General features: G+C 63.2%; 16 protein-coding genes and 2 pseudogenes. 7 read left to right on the top strand and 11 right to left on the bottom strand.

What is annotated here, in order from left to right:
* The first annotated feature begins 27 nt into the window (after positions 1 to 27).
* From KYX69_RS00170 to KYX69_RS00145, 6 genes are all read left to right on the top strand, one after another.
* On the top strand, positions 28 to 597 hold the full coding sequence (locus KYX69_RS00170; protein WP_300492523.1) for a helix-turn-helix transcriptional regulator: 570 nt from the start codon (positions 28 to 30) through the stop codon (positions 595 to 597).
* Between the two features lie 121 nt (positions 598 to 718).
* Complete coding sequence (locus tag KYX69_RS00165; protein ID WP_231733709.1) at positions 719 to 1,081, top strand: hypothetical protein; 363 nt, start codon at positions 719 to 721, stop codon at positions 1,079 to 1,081.
* Positions 1,082 to 1,571: 490 nt separating this feature from the next.
* A complete protein-coding gene (locus KYX69_RS00160; protein WP_300492522.1) occupies positions 1,572 to 2,771 on the top strand; it encodes a Fic family protein in 1,200 nt (399 codons plus the stop codon).
* 368 nt (positions 2,772 to 3,139) lie between these two features.
* On the top strand, positions 3,140 to 3,379 hold the full coding sequence (locus KYX69_RS00155) for a hypothetical protein (protein ID WP_300492867.1): 240 nt from the start codon (positions 3,140 to 3,142) through the stop codon (positions 3,377 to 3,379).
* On the top strand, positions 3,376 to 3,600 hold the full coding sequence (locus KYX69_RS00150; protein ID WP_300492866.1) for a hypothetical protein: 225 nt from the start codon (positions 3,376 to 3,378) through the stop codon (positions 3,598 to 3,600). The genes KYX69_RS00155 and KYX69_RS00150 overlap by 4 nt, the downstream gene beginning before the upstream one ends.
* Positions 3,600 to 4,031 (top strand): hypothetical protein, encoded by a 432-nt coding sequence (locus KYX69_RS00145; RefSeq protein WP_300492863.1) that lies wholly within the window; start codon positions 3,600 to 3,602, stop codon positions 4,029 to 4,031. Before KYX69_RS00150 ends, KYX69_RS00145 begins: the two co-directional genes overlap by 1 nt.
* A gap of 9 nt (positions 4,032 to 4,040) precedes the next feature.
* Here KYX69_RS00145 and KYX69_RS00140 read toward each other — a convergent pair.
* From KYX69_RS00140 to KYX69_RS00120, 5 genes and pseudogenes are all read right to left on the bottom strand, one after another.
* Positions 4,041 to 4,790, bottom strand: a pseudogene (locus tag KYX69_RS00140) (ArdC family protein); the annotation flags it as partial.
* A gap of 122 nt (positions 4,791 to 4,912) precedes the next feature.
* A complete protein-coding gene (locus tag KYX69_RS00135) occupies positions 4,913 to 7,021 on the bottom strand; it encodes a ParB/RepB/Spo0J family partition protein (RefSeq protein WP_300492521.1) in 2,109 nt (702 codons plus the stop codon).
* A gap of 101 nt (positions 7,022 to 7,122) precedes the next feature.
* Positions 7,123 to 7,311, bottom strand: coding sequence for a hypothetical protein (locus KYX69_RS00130; RefSeq protein WP_300492520.1), 189 nt, complete (start codon positions 7,309 to 7,311; stop codon positions 7,123 to 7,125).
* Positions 7,312 to 7,448: 137 nt separating this feature from the next.
* A pseudogene (locus KYX69_RS00125) lies at positions 7,449 to 8,009 on the bottom strand (tyrosine-type recombinase/integrase); the annotation flags it as partial.
* 467 nt (positions 8,010 to 8,476) lie between these two features.
* Positions 8,477 to 8,968, bottom strand: coding sequence for a DUF2938 domain-containing protein (locus KYX69_RS00120; protein ID WP_300492519.1), 492 nt, complete (start codon positions 8,966 to 8,968; stop codon positions 8,477 to 8,479).
* Between the two features lie 202 nt (positions 8,969 to 9,170).
* On the opposite strand from KYX69_RS00120, the gene KYX69_RS00115 reads away from it, so the two are divergent.
* The gene (locus tag KYX69_RS00115) at positions 9,171 to 10,583 is read left to right on the top strand and encodes an MFS transporter (RefSeq protein WP_300492518.1); all 1,413 of its coding nucleotides are present in this window, start codon (positions 9,171 to 9,173) and stop codon (positions 10,581 to 10,583) included.
* A gap of 22 nt (positions 10,584 to 10,605) precedes the next feature.
* On the opposite strand, the gene KYX69_RS00110 is transcribed toward KYX69_RS00115, so the two are convergent.
* The 6 genes from KYX69_RS00110 to KYX69_RS00085 form a co-directional block, all read right to left on the bottom strand.
* Positions 10,606 to 11,268 (bottom strand): metalloregulator ArsR/SmtB family transcription factor, encoded by a 663-nt coding sequence (locus KYX69_RS00110; protein ID WP_300492517.1) that lies wholly within the window; start codon positions 11,266 to 11,268, stop codon positions 10,606 to 10,608.
* Between the two features lie 140 nt (positions 11,269 to 11,408).
* Positions 11,409 to 12,332 carry a 3-keto-5-aminohexanoate cleavage protein gene (locus tag KYX69_RS00105; RefSeq protein WP_300492516.1) on the bottom strand — a complete coding sequence of 308 codons (924 nt, stop codon included), beginning with the start codon at positions 12,330 to 12,332 and terminating at the stop codon, positions 11,409 to 11,411.
* Positions 12,333 to 12,380: 48 nt separating this feature from the next.
* A complete protein-coding gene (locus KYX69_RS00100) occupies positions 12,381 to 13,097 on the bottom strand; it encodes an aldolase/citrate lyase family protein (protein ID WP_300492837.1) in 717 nt (238 codons plus the stop codon).
* 100 nt (positions 13,098 to 13,197) lie between these two features.
* On the bottom strand, positions 13,198 to 13,530 hold the full coding sequence (locus KYX69_RS00095) for a cupin domain-containing protein (RefSeq protein ID WP_300492515.1): 333 nt from the start codon (positions 13,528 to 13,530) through the stop codon (positions 13,198 to 13,200).
* Between the two features lie 44 nt (positions 13,531 to 13,574).
* Positions 13,575 to 14,750 carry a CaiB/BaiF CoA-transferase family protein gene (locus KYX69_RS00090; protein ID WP_300492514.1) on the bottom strand — a complete coding sequence of 392 codons (1,176 nt, stop codon included), beginning with the start codon at positions 14,748 to 14,750 and terminating at the stop codon, positions 13,575 to 13,577.
* A gap of 101 nt (positions 14,751 to 14,851) precedes the next feature.
* Entirely contained in the window at positions 14,852 to 15,367 is a 516-nt protein-coding gene (locus tag KYX69_RS00085) for an aromatic-ring-hydroxylating dioxygenase subunit beta (protein ID WP_300492513.1), read from the bottom strand.
* Between the last annotated feature and the right edge of the window lies 1 nt (position 15,368).

Below are 15,368 nucleotides of genomic sequence, written 5' to 3'. Positions count from 1 at the left end.
ACCGTATCGGTTATCAAGGAGCCGCCATTGATCACCGCGATCCGCGAAGTGCGCCGCGCCAAGGGACTCACGCTGGAGGAAGTGGCGCAGCGCTGTGAGCCGCCGACCACTGCCCAGACGATCGGGCGGCTCGAGACCGGCACCCGCACCGTATCGGTCGTCTGGCTCAACCGCATCGCCGCGGCGCTCGGGGTCGATGCCGCCGATCTGGTTCGCCTGCCCGACCGCCCCGACATCCCGGTCGCGGCCAATCTCGATTCGGCCGGGGCCCAGGCGTTGCGGCGCCCCGCGACCGTGGTGCCGCCGGTGGCAGAGGCGGACCTGGTCGCGGTCATGGTCACCGGCAGCATCGGAGACTATCGGGCCGGCGACGAAATCTGGTGCCGTCGGCTCGCTCCCGCCGCCTTCGGTCAGGCACTTAATCGCGACGTGCTTATCCCGCGCCCGGCCGGTCGCTTCCTGTTCGGCCGCCTGATCGCGCATGAGGGCGCAGGCGGACGGCTCAACATCTTGCCGCTTGGCCCGGGCGCGCGGCAACAGGTGGTTGCCGACCCGCCCTGGATCGCCTGTGCCACGCGGCTGGTGCGATCGCTCTAGCGCGGGATTGAATCGAAACCGGCCCGCCTCGACCGGTGCCGCCATGCGCATTTCCCCGTATCTTGCCTAGCGCGCCGCACCGGCGCATGCTGGTCGCAGTCCTTTTAGGGGAGGGATGCTCATGCGCTATTTGACCGGCCTTACGCTGGCCCTGTTCGTCGCGTCGCCCGCGCTTGCCGAGGATTGGGACTTCGTCCTGACCAATGGCACCGGCAAGTCCATCAAGATGGTCGAAATCGCACCGACCGGATCGACCGACTGGAAACCGGCACTGGAGGAAGAGACGGCGCGTCGCTCGCCGGTGATCAAGCCGGGTGCAAAGACGACCGCGCGGTTCGATCGCCCGTCCAGCCAATGCCGCTTCGACCTGCGCGCAACCTTCGACGACGCCACGACGTTGGTGTTCAGCAGCGCCAATGTATGCGACAACAGCTATGTCACGCTGAAGCTGACCGGCGGAAAGCCGAGCATCACGGCGAACTGACGACCGCGCGACGACATGCCCGCCATCGGCGCACGATCGCGCGGTGGCGGGCGTGAGCCGCTTCAGATGGGTTCCGGAAAGATCTGGTGGGCGCTGACGGGCTCGAACCGCCGACCCTCTCGGTGTAAACGAGAGGACAACCTCAAAAACGGCAGTTTTCCGTCATCTGAAAGCGGAACGAAGCGCGAGTTTAAGGCGAACATACCGTAATCGGCTGACCATTTGCTGACCACTTTTAGGCGGGGGTCCCCGATGGGGCGCGTCCCCTCACCGCCTCTCAGACTTCGCGTCGCTGATACCAAGCCTCATCTTGAAAAAGCGGCCAGAAGATCGGCCAGAAGATCGGCCAGATTATCGGCCAAATGATCGGCAAGGAGCATGCCTCCGCTCTTCATATAGGCGAGCAAACCACCTATGACTTGCTCAAACTTTGCGCGTCGATAAGATCGGCCAAATGCAGATCGAAAGTGCGCCTGAATCCCTCTCTCGCATGGAGCCAGCGCGAATCGATACACTGAGCGGCGATCTGCCCGATCTTGTCGCCGAACTGTCTGCCAGCGCGCAGGCGCTGGGCCGTTCGCTGCATCCGCGAACCGCCGCCAATCTTGCCGACTTGGTCCGGCTGATGAACACCTATTACAGCAATCTGATCGAGGGCCATAACACCCGACCGCGAGATATCGAACGCGCGCTTGCCGGCGCTCGGGACGAGGGCCAGCGCGACCTTCAGCAAGAAGCGGTCGCGCACTACCGCCTCCAGGAACGGATCGACGGTCAGGCCGCAGAGGGCGAGCTTCCCGATCCTGCAGATCCCGACTTCCTGCGCGCGCTGCATCGCGATTTCTACCATGGCGCGTCCGAGGAAATGTTGACCATCCGGCACAGGGGACGGTCGTTTCAGATGACGCCCGGTCAGTGGCGCTCACGAGCGGAAGAGGATGTCGAGATCGGCAATCACCTGCCGCCGCCCAGCGCGCAGATGGATGCTTTCATGGACTATTTTCACCTCCGCTTCGCTTTCGAGCCGGCACCCGGGCGCGTGATGCACGGTGTGGGGCCGGGCAAGGCGAAGCGCATCCTGGCGATGGCCACCGCGCATCATCGCTTCAACTGGATCCACCCGTTTCCGGACGGCAATGGCCGGGTGAGTCGGCTGATGAGCCATGCGATGGCCCATAAGGCGGGCATCGGCGCGCACGGCCTGTGGTCGATCTCGCGGGGCCTTGCACGCGGTTTGCAGCCGGGGCTGGAAGGGCGTCAGGAATATAAGCAGCACATGGCGTGGGCTGATGAGGTCCGACAGGGTGACCGCGACGGACGCGGGCATCTATCCCTCAAAGGGCTCGAGCTATTCGCCACCTGGTTCCTGCGCGTGTGCCTCGACCAGCTGGACTATATGGCTGGGCTGTTCGAGATCGAGGCCTTATCCAAGCGCCTAGAACGGCACGTCGCTCTGAGCGAGACCTTGCCGAGCGAAAGCACGCGGCTGCTGCAGGAGGCGCTGATCCGCGGCGAATTCGACCGCGGTGAGGCCGAGCGGATCACGCAATTGCCCGAACGATCCGCGCGCCGTGTCCTCAAGCACCTCACCGATCAGGGCCTGCTCGGTTCGGACACGCCCAAAGGGCCGGTATCACTGCGCTTTCCCAGCAATACGCTGGAGACGCTGTTTCCTAGGCTATACGCCTGAGCGCAGCTGATTGAGACGCAGACGCTGACCGACTGGCTGCTCGCATCGCGCCGGACATCGGCCGAGGTGACGATCAGGAGGAGACGACAGCTATGCCGACAGCCCGCAGGGCATGGAGCAGCCGAGCTGCTCCGCCGCATCCGTCACTGCATGTCGGAGCACAGCATTAGCCAGTCCGAACTCGCGCGCCGCAGCGACTATGCGCGCAGCTGTATTTCACTGCTGTTCGCGACCGCGAAGACGGCTCCAAGCGCCGCGTGATCGAGCTGCCGGGGCGCTGCATCTCGCGCGCGCACATCGGCCTCATCCGCTTCGTCGATGGCCAGTGAGGTGAAGTGATCTCCTTGCAATCGCAGTGGAGAAGGAAAGTGCTGGTGGTGAAGAGAATTGTCGAGCTGTCGGGCGGGCGCCTCGAAGGCATCCTGCTGCTCAGCGACGACGAGGGCGGCGAGATGTGGACGTTCGACGGCCGTCAGGTGCTTGAGGCTGTGAGCCTGGCGAACCACCACACGGTGCCGCTGCAGCTGTATCACTTGGAAAAGCTCCATACGTTCGGCCTGATTGACGACAAGGCCATGCAGCGGCTGGTCTGCGTGGCGGTGCGATGAGCCATCTCGCCATACTCGCGCGCGCCTGGCAGCGACCCAGCCTGGCCGTTCTGCTAGTCACCGCGGCGGCCGGCCAGTGGATCCGCTCGCCGGAGCTCGTCGCCACTGCGCACGCTATCGACCGGGCGGGCTTCGCGCTTATCAACGGCGCTGCAAACCAGGCATGGGAAGTCATGAGGGTGGAGGAGCAGGCTCGGAAGCGTCGTCGGTCCGACGATTGATGGACGACGAGCTCGCCTGGTCGCCTTTCCGGCCGCTTCACCGGCCACCGCCGGGCAGGCGCCCCTTCTACAAGCTGGAGGAAACTTGGTGCGCACTGGATGACGGTCGCCTCGGTGCCTCGAGCGCGGACGCTGTTCTCTCCATCGGCATGTTTCGCAAAGGCACCGGCTACGTGGTCCGGACCGACAGCAACCGCCAGCGCTGGATCGCGCATTGCACACATGACCAGGCACTGCCGTATCTCGCGCGCATTCTGGCCGATCCAGCCGTCGACTGGCGCCCGGCGGCGAGTTTCCTCGACGACGAAATTGGTGCCGTCGAGACGCTGCGCTTCTTCGCCACGGTCGAGCGCCACCGCCAAGCAACACCGCCCGCCAAGGGTAACCGGTCGCCTGGAAATCGCTCTGGTCGGACTCGAGGCTCGTGTTAAGCAGCGGGCGAGCCCGAGATGTGCGCACACCAGGCCGCTGCCGATCTCCGCGACGAGTTCCTCGAAGCTATAGGCCTGATCCCCGAAACGCTTGCCGAAGGTCCTGGCGAGACGGCTGGTGCCGCCCGACCAATGGGTCGTCTCGTGCGCACGGACCGAGGCATAATGATCCATCGTCCTGAACGAGCGCTGGTGCGGCATCTGGATGTAGTCGAAAGTTGGATGGAAGAAGGCGCGGTCGCCGCCGTGGCGAACCTCGGCCGGAATGGCACCGAAGAAGCCGTCGATAGCGCTCTGCCGAACCGACGGATCGACGGGGGCGATGTCGTCTTCGGCAGGATAGAAATAGGCTGGCAGGCCATCGATCTGGTCAGCGTTGAAGACGATGTAGTGACGCAGGAAGCGAATGTTGCGCTCGCTCTCGGCGCCCGTGACCGGATTGGCCTCTGTCTTCTTGAAGCTCGAATAATAGACCGACAACGAGCCGGTCTCGCCCCGGCGAACATGCCCCCCCAGCGCTTCTGCCTGACGATAGGTCATCCAGTAGCGCGACCGGTAGCCGTTCGCATCGGCGATGGCCCACAGATAGACGGTGTTGATGCCCGTGTAGGGCGTGCCGCAATGGCGCAGCGGGCGTCCGCCGGCGCCGCCGACGCGCCAGGGTCGGCTCCACGGCGCGACGCCTTCCTCGAGCTTGCGGATGATAAGACCGGTGATCTCCGCCGCGACGTCGCGGCTCGACCTGGATTTTGCGGACATGGCAGTGGGCTCCAAGTGGCAAGGAAGCACCGCCGACGCACAAGGCGCCGGCGGCAGGTTGCTGAGGAGGCGATGGTCGACGCTGAAGCCGGTTTATCGCCGGCGCCCAGCGGCCGGCTGAGTCAGGCGTCAGCGCCTTCGAGCTCTCCGGCGGCTGAACCTTCGGGCACGCCCGGCTCGCCGCCGTCAGCGAAGCCATCGCCGATGTCGAACGCATCTTCGGTCGCGGGACTGGATGCCGAACCGGGGTGGGCATCGAGGAAGCGCATCGCGTTGGGCACCCAGGCGAGCGCGGCCGCCTTGACCTCGGGTTCGACGATCGACTCGCCCGCGAACAGCTTCTGGCAGCTTTCCGAGATCTCCGTCTTCTTGAGCGAGGCGTGGCGGGCGGAGAGCGCCGGACCGCCGACGTCATGAAGGAGGCTCATGATGCTGCCCTTGTTCACTCGATCGAAGAAGTTCGCCGACGTCGGGCGCCACCAGCTCGCCACATCGATGTCGAGGATCGAGGCCATTCGATTGTGCAGCGGGATCTGCTCGTTCGAGAGGCCCGGCTTGGCTTCGAGCGACATCGCGACGATGTAGGCAAGCCAGTTCGCCTTGCTGTCATCGTCGAGCGCTCGGAACGCCTCGAACCGGTTGACCTCGCTGTCGAACTCGGTCCAGCCCGCGTCGAGACCGTCATGGGCTTCAGCGAGATATTCGCGCGCGCGAGACGCCGGCATGTCGCCGGTCGCAGGATCCTGCGGACCCATGGCACGGATCGTCGTGCCGTACTTGGTCGAGCTACTGGCGAGACCGCCCGACGGATTGGTCCGGGCGTCGACCATCACGAACAGAGCATAGTCGAGCGCCAGCGCCGGCTGCGCCAGGAGGCAGGAGGCGAGAATGTCGCGGCGCTGGACCGCGAGCTCATCATAGAGGCGGGCGCTGAGCGGCTTGCCGCCGGGCGCGACCGCCTCGCGCCGGTAGGTCGGTTCGGCCGGAGCGCCGCCGCCGACGCGGAAGCTGCCGGACGGCTGCTCCGGTTCATCCCCTTCCCCGACATCGCCGCCGCTGTCGTCCGGCCGCTCGATGAGGATTTCCTGCTCGCTGTAATACTGCGTGTCGAGACGCATCTCGCCCTGGGGCGTCAGCAGCAGGAAGGCGCCGACATGAGGCCGCAGCTCGTCGGGAAGCACCGGCGCGCGGTTCTCGATCGCTTCCGCCTCGGCGATGAGCCGGTCATCTTCCTGGTCGAGCAGCTTGAACGCCTCTTCGGTGAGCTGCTCGTCCTGCATCGCCACCTCGAGGACGCCGCGACGCTCCTCGATCTCGACGAGGCGCGCTTTCTGATCGTCGCTGAGGGGAGGTGGCTGGAGAATGGCGCGGTAAAGGCCGTGGGCGGCGTTGTGCGCGTAGTTGCTGGCGATCGGCCGGATCCAGGCAAGTCCGGTTTCTTCACCGATGCGCTTCGCCTCGGCTTCCATGATCTCGCCGGCAAGCCGATGCGCGAGCTCAGGGTTGATCCAGCGATCGTTCCCATCGGTGAAAAGGTCGCCGTCGATCTTGCCGCCGGCGTGGCGGTAGCGCGCCTCCCCTACGAGCATGGCGATCGGATCGCTCGCCTTGAGCGTTTCGTTGGCGATCACGCGCCGGATCGTGTCGGCCGTGACGTGGCTATGCTGATAGCTGCTCCAGACGAGGAGCTGCTTGTCCTGGCTTTCGGTGGAGGCGTAGGCCTTTGCGATATCGAGCGTGATCTCGCCCTTGCTCAGCGCTTCGAAGATCGGCTCCGCGAGCGAGGCAAGGCGCAGGCGGCCTTCGACGAAGCGCCGGGTGACGCCGAAGCGCTTGGCGACCGCGTCGATGTCGCCGGTCGTGCCGATGAAATGCTGGAATGCGCGGCATTCTTCCGCCGGCGTCATCTTGAGCTGGTGGAAGTTCGTTGCGGTCGAGGTCTCGGAAAGCTCGGCGTCGTCGCCGGTCAGCACCATGACGGGCACGTCGAAGTCGGCATCGCTGATCGACCCGCGATCGGCGAGGAGGCGGAGCGCGCGCCAGCGACGTCCACCGTCGAATACCTCATAGGTGCCCCTGGGCTTCTTGGCCGGCGTGACGAGCAGGTTCTGGAGAACGCCCTTGGCTTCGATGCTCGCGGCCATGGGCTCGATCTGGAGCTGCTCGTCGGGCGCGGTGCGCACGTTGATCGGCGACAGGCGCAGCTTGTTCAGTTTGACGGTCTGGATCATCGGGGGAACTCCTGGTGGCGTCCGGCATCTCCCGGACACCACCCCCGCTCCCCCTCCCCTTTCCCGAGACGTCCCGGCGGCCCCGGGCAGAGTCCGGTGCGTCAGCCGCTGCCGGCCAGGATGCGCTCGAGCACCTCCGCGGCGGCGGGCACCGGCAGGAACACCCGCGTGCGGTACTGGATCACCTCGGTGAAGCAGCCGATCGACTTCAGCCACGCGATCTGCTGGGCAGGCGCGCCCACCAGCTCGATGCGCGGCGATCCGTTCACGAGCGCGCGCTTGATCGTCATCGGGAAGGGGCGGCTGAGGTCGACGCTACGGCCGGAGAAGGCCGATTTCGCGATGTCGCTCGCGGGCAGGTCCTCGGCGCGATCGAGGCCGAGCTTGGTGAAGAGCTGAACAACATGCTCGTCAAAGACGAGACGGCCCACTGCCGCAGCAAGGTGAGCAGATCGGCCGCGAGCATGGCATTACGGTACTGGCCGCCTTTACCCCGCTCGACCCGCAGCAGCATCCGCTCACTATCCACGTCGCGCACCTTGAGCATCGAGACCTCGGCAACGCGTAGGCCAGCACCATAGGCGACCGACAGCGCGGCCTGGTGCTTGAGGCAGGTCGTGGCGCCCAGCAGCCGGGCGATCTCGTCGCGGCTCAGCACTACCGGCAGCTTGCGCATCTGCTTGATCCGCACCAGCCGCCGCGCGAGGTCCGGCCGGTCGAGCGTGTGGTTGAAGAAGAAGCGCAGTGCCGCGACGATGCTGTTCATGGTCGGCACCGGCACGCCATTATCACGCTGATCGATCTGGAAGCTGCGTAGATCGTCAGCGGTCGCTGTATCGGGAGGACGTCCCAGGAAGGTCGCGAACCGCCCGACATCGCGGATATAGTTGCGCTGCGTCTCGCGCGAGAAGTGCCGCATCGACATATCGTCGATCAAACGCTGGCGCAGGGGGCTGACTGGGACGGCAACAGGAACAAGCTCGTTCATCGTTCGACTCCTTGGTTGAAGGAGCCGCAATGGTCTGCCTGCAGCTGGCGTCACTCAATCCGGTCAGGCGATCACGCCATCGCCTCTACCGAACACTCCGCGATCCCGCGCAGCGGGTTCGTGCGTCGGCCCACATGTTGCCGTCCAACGCGCGGGCGTATTCTAAGAGATGTCGCGGAACACTACGCGCCTCGGACTTCTTTGCGAGGAGCGATAAGGGCGACCTGATGGCGAAGCTGCGTTATGCTCCACATGGTGCTTGGCGCTACGCTTAGTCAACGCACTTGCTGCATTGGGATTACCCCGGACCCGGAATCTCAAGCAAAAGTCCTTCAAGCACGTGAATGTCGTAAGGGCTTGGATGCTGGCGCGTATCTGACCTGCATACTGGTGACGCACAGCGAGATCGTTGGCCGAGCGACATGCCGACGTGACCTAGATCTCGCTGACGGGCCCTCGTCGTTACCTCACCCCTGGCTCAGCCGGGCGACGAGCCACGCGGAGAGAAATAGTCCGGCGCCGAAAACGGTGTGTGTGACCAAAGCGCGCAATCTTGCGACGTTCGGATCGGGAAGGTTGGAAGCCGCAATGCCCATGCCGAAGCTCGGCTGCATGATGAAAAATGGGGCGACGATCGACACAATACCGACGGCGAGCGCGAGCCATGGCGTTGGTCGGCGCGCCCATTCCGGTCCCGCGACCAGAAGCAGGATGCCGGCAAAGGCGATCCCGATCGCATAATGGGCGATCCAGCCAAGGAGGCTTTCGCCTGCCACGGGCGATGCGGCGACAATCCGCTCGTGCACAAAAGTCCGCCTCGTCATGTGACCTAGCCAACGGCCGACCAGCGCGTAATCCAGCGAGGCTATCCCGTAGACGCGTCGCAGTAGGATAGCCCAGGCATCCATGACGAGCGTGGCTCCGATCCCAACAGCGAAAATCCATCCCCAAACGGCCATTCGATCCTCCGTTCCGAGCGCCATGCGCGAGGCGGCACAGCGCGATTTCCGTGCACGTTGCCACTTCAAGCTGACTTGAAGTCAAGCTGCGAAAACTCCGGTTGATGGACGTTTTGCTGGGCTCGATGTGGCCGGGTTGACATGCCCTATCGTCATTCTAACAATCAAGCGAATAATTGAGTGATTCTTTGATTGGGGAGTGATGGCGATGGCCAGCCGGCGAGCAAGCGATGCGTCCAGTGCAGAGTCGTACACCGCTCCGCAGACGCGCCTGGCGTTCACGATCCTTGCGACGATCCAGGCGACGCTCATCTTCACAATCGCGCTGATCATGATCCCGCTGCCCCAGATCGCAGCCGAGTTCGAATTGTCCGACGCGCAAATTCTGTTGCTGCAGATCGCTTATGGTTTGCCGTTCAGCGGACTGCTCTTGTTCGGCGGCCGCCTCACGGATCGCATCGGCGGCCGGGCTGTGCTCGGAGCCGGCCTTGTCGCTTTCGGTCTGGCTTCCCTCGCCGCAGCGCTTTCAGACCGATATGATCTGCTGCTGGCGATGCGCTTTGCGCAAGGGTTCAGCGGGGCGTTGATCGCGCCAGCTTCGCTGAGTGTCGTCCGGACACTCTACTCGACAGAAGCGCAGTTCGGCCGCGCAATGGCAACCTGGGGCGGGGTCTCGGTGCTCGGCGCGGTGGTTGGATTCATCTCGTCTGGCATGGTGGCGAGCGTGGTTGACTGGCGATGGATGTTCGCAGCACCTATCGCGGTCTCGAGCCTGGGGTTCGTGGCGAACATTCAGCTCTTCCCCAAGGTCGCTGTCTCGGATCGCACGCTGGGCCTCGATCCGCTCGGCGCGACCCTCGCCGCGCTTGGGATCATATCGTTGAGCTATGGTCTGGTCGCCAGTCATGAAGCGCCCTGGACCACATCTCAGGTCTATATGCCGGTTGCCCTTGGACTGGCGCTCGTCGGGGGTTTCCTCGCGGCGGAGCGCCGTATACGAACCCCATTGCTGCCGCCCGATTTTCTGATGAGCCGGGCGCGTGCGATCGGGTGGATCGGAATGCTGCTTGCGGCGGCGGGATCGATGCTGACCGAGTTCGCGCTGCTCGTTCACCTTCAGCAGGATCGCGGCTGGACGCCTTTCGACACTGCGCTCTCCTTTGCGCCCTTCGCCGTCGCCCTGATCGCCACGAACACGGCGGCTGCATCCATCGTATCGAAGCTTGGCGCAGCAAGGGCGATGGCAGCGGGCTATGTCGTAGGCGCCGTCGGTCTGGGCCTCCTTGCCGTGCTCAACACTCATACGGACTATCTGCTGCTCATACTTCCTGCGCAGGTGCTGCTCGCCATAGGCATGGCCCTGATCTTCTCGGGTTCTGCGGTGCTTGCCACCGCGGACGTTCCCCTGGGACGAATGGGGCTGGCTGGCGGCGTGATGAACACGGCGATGGAGTTGGGGCCCACGGTTGGCTTCACCCTGCTCATGGCGATCGCCGGCACTCAGGCGATCCAGGTCGATGGCTTTGCTCTCGCCTTCGGCGCTGCCGCGATTGCTTACGTCGCCGCGGCGATTGGCGTCACAGCGCTTGCAAAGGGCAGTGGCGCATCTCGATGAGGGGTGGTGGGCACTCCCGGAATTAGCCCGCTTCCACCTCCAGCCCGGCTGCTCGCCATTCCGGAAAGCCATCCTCCAGTCCGCGCGCACGATAACCGTTGGCGTGCAGGAGGGTGAGCGCATCGCGTGACAGTACGCAATAAGGGCCGCGGCAATAGGCCACGATTTCGTGGTCCTTGGGAAGGTCGGCAAGCTGACGTTCGAGCTCGCTCAGCGGCATGTTCATTGCGCCGGGCAGATGGCCAAGCCGGAACTCGTCGGAAGGCCGAACGTCGAGAAGTAGGACGCTGCCCCCCTCCATGCGTTGCAACAACTCATCGCGCGACATCGGTGATGACCCTTCTTGGCCAGCCTGATCGTCGGAGATCAATTGCCGCATTTCGGATCTGCTGTGCTCCAGATATCGCCGCAGCGCGGACACGAGCTCGATGACCGGACCCGATCCGACACGGTAGAGTACATTCTTTCCATCGCGCCGGGTTTGGACGAACCCCGCACGACGCAGCACTTGGAGATGCTGCGAGGCATTCGCGAGCGAAAGTCCGGTCAGCTCTGCTAGTCTTTCGACCGGCCGTTCGCCCTGCGCAATATGTTCCAGCAGGAGGAGTCGCGGGCCGCTTCCAAGCGCTCTCGCGATCTCGGCAAGGTCAGCATAGATCAAGTCTGGAGATGTGGTCCGCTGCACCGGCTGCAACTAGCAGCCGGGGGTATTTCATTCAAGAATCCGCTTGAATAAAATTGCCCTCGGTCAGCTGCGCCCTTGGGCTGCTTGCCCACTCGAATCGACAGGTTGTAGACAAAGGCCGAAGCTCGATGCCACGGTATTCAGAAGCTCGTTTGTTCGGCCCCCTTCAACGCCAGAATTTCTCGGGCTTCGGCAGGTGAGGCCAGTTGATGGCCGTTTCCTTTGAGAATGGATCGAACCTTATCGACCTGCTCGGCATTCGAACGGGCGAGGACGCCTTTTTCGATAAACAGCGAGTCCTCGAGGCCGACCCGGACATGACCACCCATTCGGCTTGCCTGTGCCGCAAAAGCCATCTGCGATACGCCGGCGCCAAGGACCGACCAACGGTAGTCCGATCCGAACAGCTTGTCCGCCGTATGCTTTATGAACTGCAGGTTTTCGATATCGGCTCCCATTCCGCCCAGGATCCCGAAGATGAACTGGATGAATAGCGGCGCTTTGAAGACCCCCGCGTCGTACAGGAACTTCAAATTGTACAGATGTCCCAGATCATAGCATTCGTGCTCGAAGCGGATGTTGTGATCGCCGAGCTGAGTGGCGGCGTAAACGATATCCCTGAAGGTGTTCCTGAATATGTAGCTGTCGGAGTTCTCGACATAGCTGCGTTCCCACTCATACTTCCACTCGCTGTACCGTTTGGCGAGCGGATGAAACGAGAAGTTGATCGACCCCATATTGAGCGAACACATCTCTGGTGAAAAGCGCAGTGCCGGCGCGATCCGTTCGTCGATCGAGTTCAGCAACGAACCGCCCGTGGAGATATTGATAATTGCGTCGGTCCTCTGCCGGATGGCGGACAGGGTCGCGACGAAATCGTCGGGGTTGATCGACACGCTGCCATCGCGAGGGTTCCGCGCATGAAGATGCAGGATTGCCGCACCGGCATCAGCTGCGGCCACGGCCTGGTTGGCAATGTCTTCCGGCGTGAACGGGAGCGCGTCGGACATGGTGGGCGTGTGAATGGCGCCCGTGACAGCACAGGTTACGATGATCTTCGACATTCTAGTGGCTCCAGTACAAATTCCGTCAGCCGGGCGCGGTACGCCGGCTCAACTAGGCGTGCGTCTTGCGGTGGCGAGCTCCTGGCGCGCAGCCAGGCGGATCATGGCCGCGTCGGTCGATATCGAGATCAGATCGCACCCGGCGTGAGCAAACGCCGCTGCCGTCGCGCCGTCGCCGCAAAAGGCGAGGAGATGTTTCCCGCGCGCCCGCGCCTTGGTCGCCAAAGACTCGACACTGTCCAAAATCTGGTTGCTGACCGGGTTGATTTCGCGGCCGTTGGTCAGCGACAGCGAAAGGTCGGCAGGACCGATGAATACGCCGTCGATGCCATCGACGTCGAGAATCGCGTCAGCATGATCCATAGCCTCCGAGGTTTCGATCATGGCGATGAGTAGCGGACCGTCATTGGCCTGCCGCAAATAGTCTCCAGGGCTTGCCGCCCCGTGAGCAAGCGCGCGTTGTGGGCCCCAACTGCGGGCGCCGACAGGGGGGTATCTGCAGAATGACACAAGCAGCTGCGCGTCAGCAGCGCAGTTGATCATCGGTGCGATAATCGCGGATGCACCCCAATCGAGCAATTTGGCCGCGCACGCGAAATCACCGATCGGAATGCGAACCAGGACGGGCTTTCCCGACCCGGCAGCCGACCCGATCGCACGTATCGCGACCGTCGCATCGACCGCGCCATGCTGCATATCGACGATGGCGCCATCGAACGCTTCGGCAAGCAGGATTTCGACGATGTAGCTCTCGTTGATGCTCATCCAGCCGGTATACAAGGGAGCGGGCTCAGCCAGCTGCGCGCGCAGTTTCCTGGAAATTTCGATTTGCATGATCGCCGCGCCTCCTGGCCGTCACCGCCTCTTACTCGGCGTATTCCGGACGTGCTGGAGCGAATATATCGAGGTTGAGCACCGTCTCATTGCCGATGATCTTGAGCGAATGGACGATGTTCGGGGGAACCACCGCGATACCACCCGGTCCAAGCCGCGTGCACTCGTCGCCGATGATGCAATCAACGGTCCCCTCTATGATGTAAAGGATCTGCTCATTCTCGTGCGCGTGCGGAAACGGCTCATGCTCGCCGGGATGAAGGCGGTGAAGCGCGATCGTCGCTAGCTCGCCTGTGAACGCCTTACGATCCACTCCCTTGCGAACATTCTTCCATTCCATCTTTGCCCAATCGACGTGGTGCATCACTTGGTCCTTTCACTGTTCGCCGCCCTGCATGGGCTCCAAGTCTAGGTGATCTTGGGGTCCGCCGCGGAGAGGCCATGTTCCGAGAGGATCTCGGCGGCGTGCTCGCCAAGGCGCGGCGGATTTCGTCGAACCCGGCTTGGGGTCCTGGAAAGTTTCAGGGGCGAGCCGATGCCGCGATAGCCGGGCCGATCGATCAGCATGCCCCGATCATGGGTGTGCGGCGCGGCCAATGCCTCATCGATCTGGAGGATCGGGCCAGCCGGAACACCCGCCTCGAGCAGCTTCCGTGCGAGTTCCTTGCCGTCGGTCGGTGCGAAAGCGGACTCGAGCTGGGCTGTCATCGCGACGCGATTCTTCATTCGATCAGCGTTTCTGCTGAACCGTGGATCCTTCGCCATTTCCGGCACGCCGAGCGTATCGCATAGTCTGGCGAACTGCCGATCGTTGCCGATCGCGATAAACACCTCGCTCGTGCGGGTCCTGAACTTGTCGCAAGGGGCGAGATTGGGATGCGTGTTGCCCAAAGGTTTGGGGCGGATCCCGTTGAGCAAATAGTTCGCGCCCTGAGGGTGAAGCAGGGCCATGCCGCAATCGTAGAGCGCCATGTCGATGAGCTGTCCGCTTCCAGACCGATAGCGCTCCACCAGCGCCATCAGGATCGCGATCGCCGAGAACAGACCTGTGGCGATGTCGACCATTGGTGTGGCCAGCCGCGTCGCGCCGGTGCTGGCCGTGCCGTTGATGCTCATGAGACCGGTCATAGCCTGCAGAACGGCGTCATAGCCTGGCAGCCCGCCAAAGGCGCCTTCCGCTCCAAAGCCGGAGATTCGGCAGTAGATCAATCCTGGAAACCGCTCGCTGAGCTGCTCATAGCCGATGCCCCATTTCTGCATGGTGCCCGGCTTGAAGTTCTCGATCAGGACGTCGGCGTCTGCCAGCAGACCCATCAGCACGTCCCGGCCCGCCTCTGTGGAGAGGTCGAGCGCGATGCTCCGCTTGTTGCGATTGATGCCAATGAAATAGCTAGCGTCGCCCCTCGCATCCTCATGATCGTCGAATGGCGGACCCCACTGACGCGTCTCGTCGCCGGCAGGGGGTTCGACCTTGATTACGTCCGCGCCATGATCGGCCAGCATCATGCTGCAATATGGTCCCGCGAGGACGCGGCTGATGTCGATGACCTTGAGGCCATCGAGAGACCCGCTCGCTTCAGTCATGATGCCGATGCTCCAATTGGGTCCAATGATCGTCGAGGGCAGGCGGCGTTTCCGGTTGTTTCAGACCAATCGCGCCCCGAGATGCTGTCCGCGTGGTCATCTTAAATGATGAACGACATGGTGGGCACGTTGCCGCTCGCCATGACGAGGCTCACCTTCTTGTGATAAAGCTTGTACCGGTCCCCGTGACGTCGAATCCGATAGCAGGTGCGGCCAGGCCAGACGTTCATCTTCATCGTCGACTGATTTTGATATTCGTAGAGTACGAAATTTGCTTCGGCCTGCACGGTCGTTTCGCTGAGACGCTGCAGAACGATGTTCGACAGCATGCGCCGCATGACTGACTTTGGCGCCTGGCTGTGCCGCGTTCCCGTTCGAAGCTGCCGCAGCCGCGTCTTCAGTCGAGAAAAATTGTCGTTGATGATGGAGACATCGAGGTTCGGATCGCCTTCACCATCGCCGGCCGGCACCCAATAGTGCATGTCGTCATCGAGGATCTCTTCCCATTCCTCCCAGCGAGACTCGTCTGCCAGCTGGGCTTCGAGAAACAAGAACGCTTCGATTTCGCGGCGTTCTGCCTCCGAAAAGCCTTCCGGAACGAGGGAGTTCACAGCCATG

The organism is Sphingomonas sp., from assembly GCF_030145815.1.
In the GTDB taxonomy this organism is placed as follows: domain Bacteria; phylum Pseudomonadota; class Alphaproteobacteria; order Sphingomonadales; family Sphingomonadaceae; genus Sphingomonas.
This window is presented reverse-complemented; position numbering and strand designations above follow the sequence as displayed.

Coding starts and splice junctions, on each gene's coding strand:
- KYX69_RS00165 (WP_231733709.1), top strand. CDS start 719: ATGCGCTATTTGACCGGCCTTACGCTGGCCCTGTTCGTCGCGTCGCCC.
- KYX69_RS00160 (WP_300492522.1), top strand. CDS start 1,572: ATGGAGCCAGCGCGAATCGATACACTGAGCGGCGATCTGCCCGATCTT.
- KYX69_RS00150 (WP_300492866.1), top strand. CDS start 3,376: ATGAGCCATCTCGCCATACTCGCGCGCGCCTGGCAGCGACCCAGCCTG.
- KYX69_RS00145 (WP_300492863.1), top strand. CDS start 3,600: ATGGACGACGAGCTCGCCTGGTCGCCTTTCCGGCCGCTTCACCGGCCA.
- KYX69_RS00135 (WP_300492521.1), bottom strand. CDS start 7,021: ATGATCCAGACCGTCAAACTGAACAAGCTGCGCCTGTCGCCGATCAAC.
- KYX69_RS00130 (WP_300492520.1), bottom strand. CDS start 7,311: ATGACGATCAAGCGCGCGCTCGTGAACGGATCGCCGCGCATCGAGCTG.
- KYX69_RS00120 (WP_300492519.1), bottom strand. CDS start 8,968: ATGGCCGTTTGGGGATGGATTTTCGCTGTTGGGATCGGAGCCACGCTC.
- KYX69_RS00115 (WP_300492518.1), top strand. CDS start 9,171: ATGGCGATGGCCAGCCGGCGAGCAAGCGATGCGTCCAGTGCAGAGTCG.
- KYX69_RS00105 (WP_300492516.1), bottom strand. CDS start 12,332: ATGTCGAAGATCATCGTAACCTGTGCTGTCACGGGCGCCATTCACACG.
- KYX69_RS00100 (WP_300492837.1), bottom strand. CDS start 13,097: ATGAGCATCAACGAGAGCTACATCGTCGAAATCCTGCTTGCCGAAGCG.
- KYX69_RS00095 (WP_300492515.1), bottom strand. CDS start 13,530: ATGCACCACGTCGATTGGGCAAAGATGGAATGGAAGAATGTTCGCAAG.
- KYX69_RS00090 (WP_300492514.1), bottom strand. CDS start 14,750: ATGACTGAAGCGAGCGGGTCTCTCGATGGCCTCAAGGTCATCGACATC.
- KYX69_RS00085 (WP_300492513.1), bottom strand. CDS start 15,367: ATGGCTGTGAACTCCCTCGTTCCGGAAGGCTTTTCGGAGGCAGAACGC.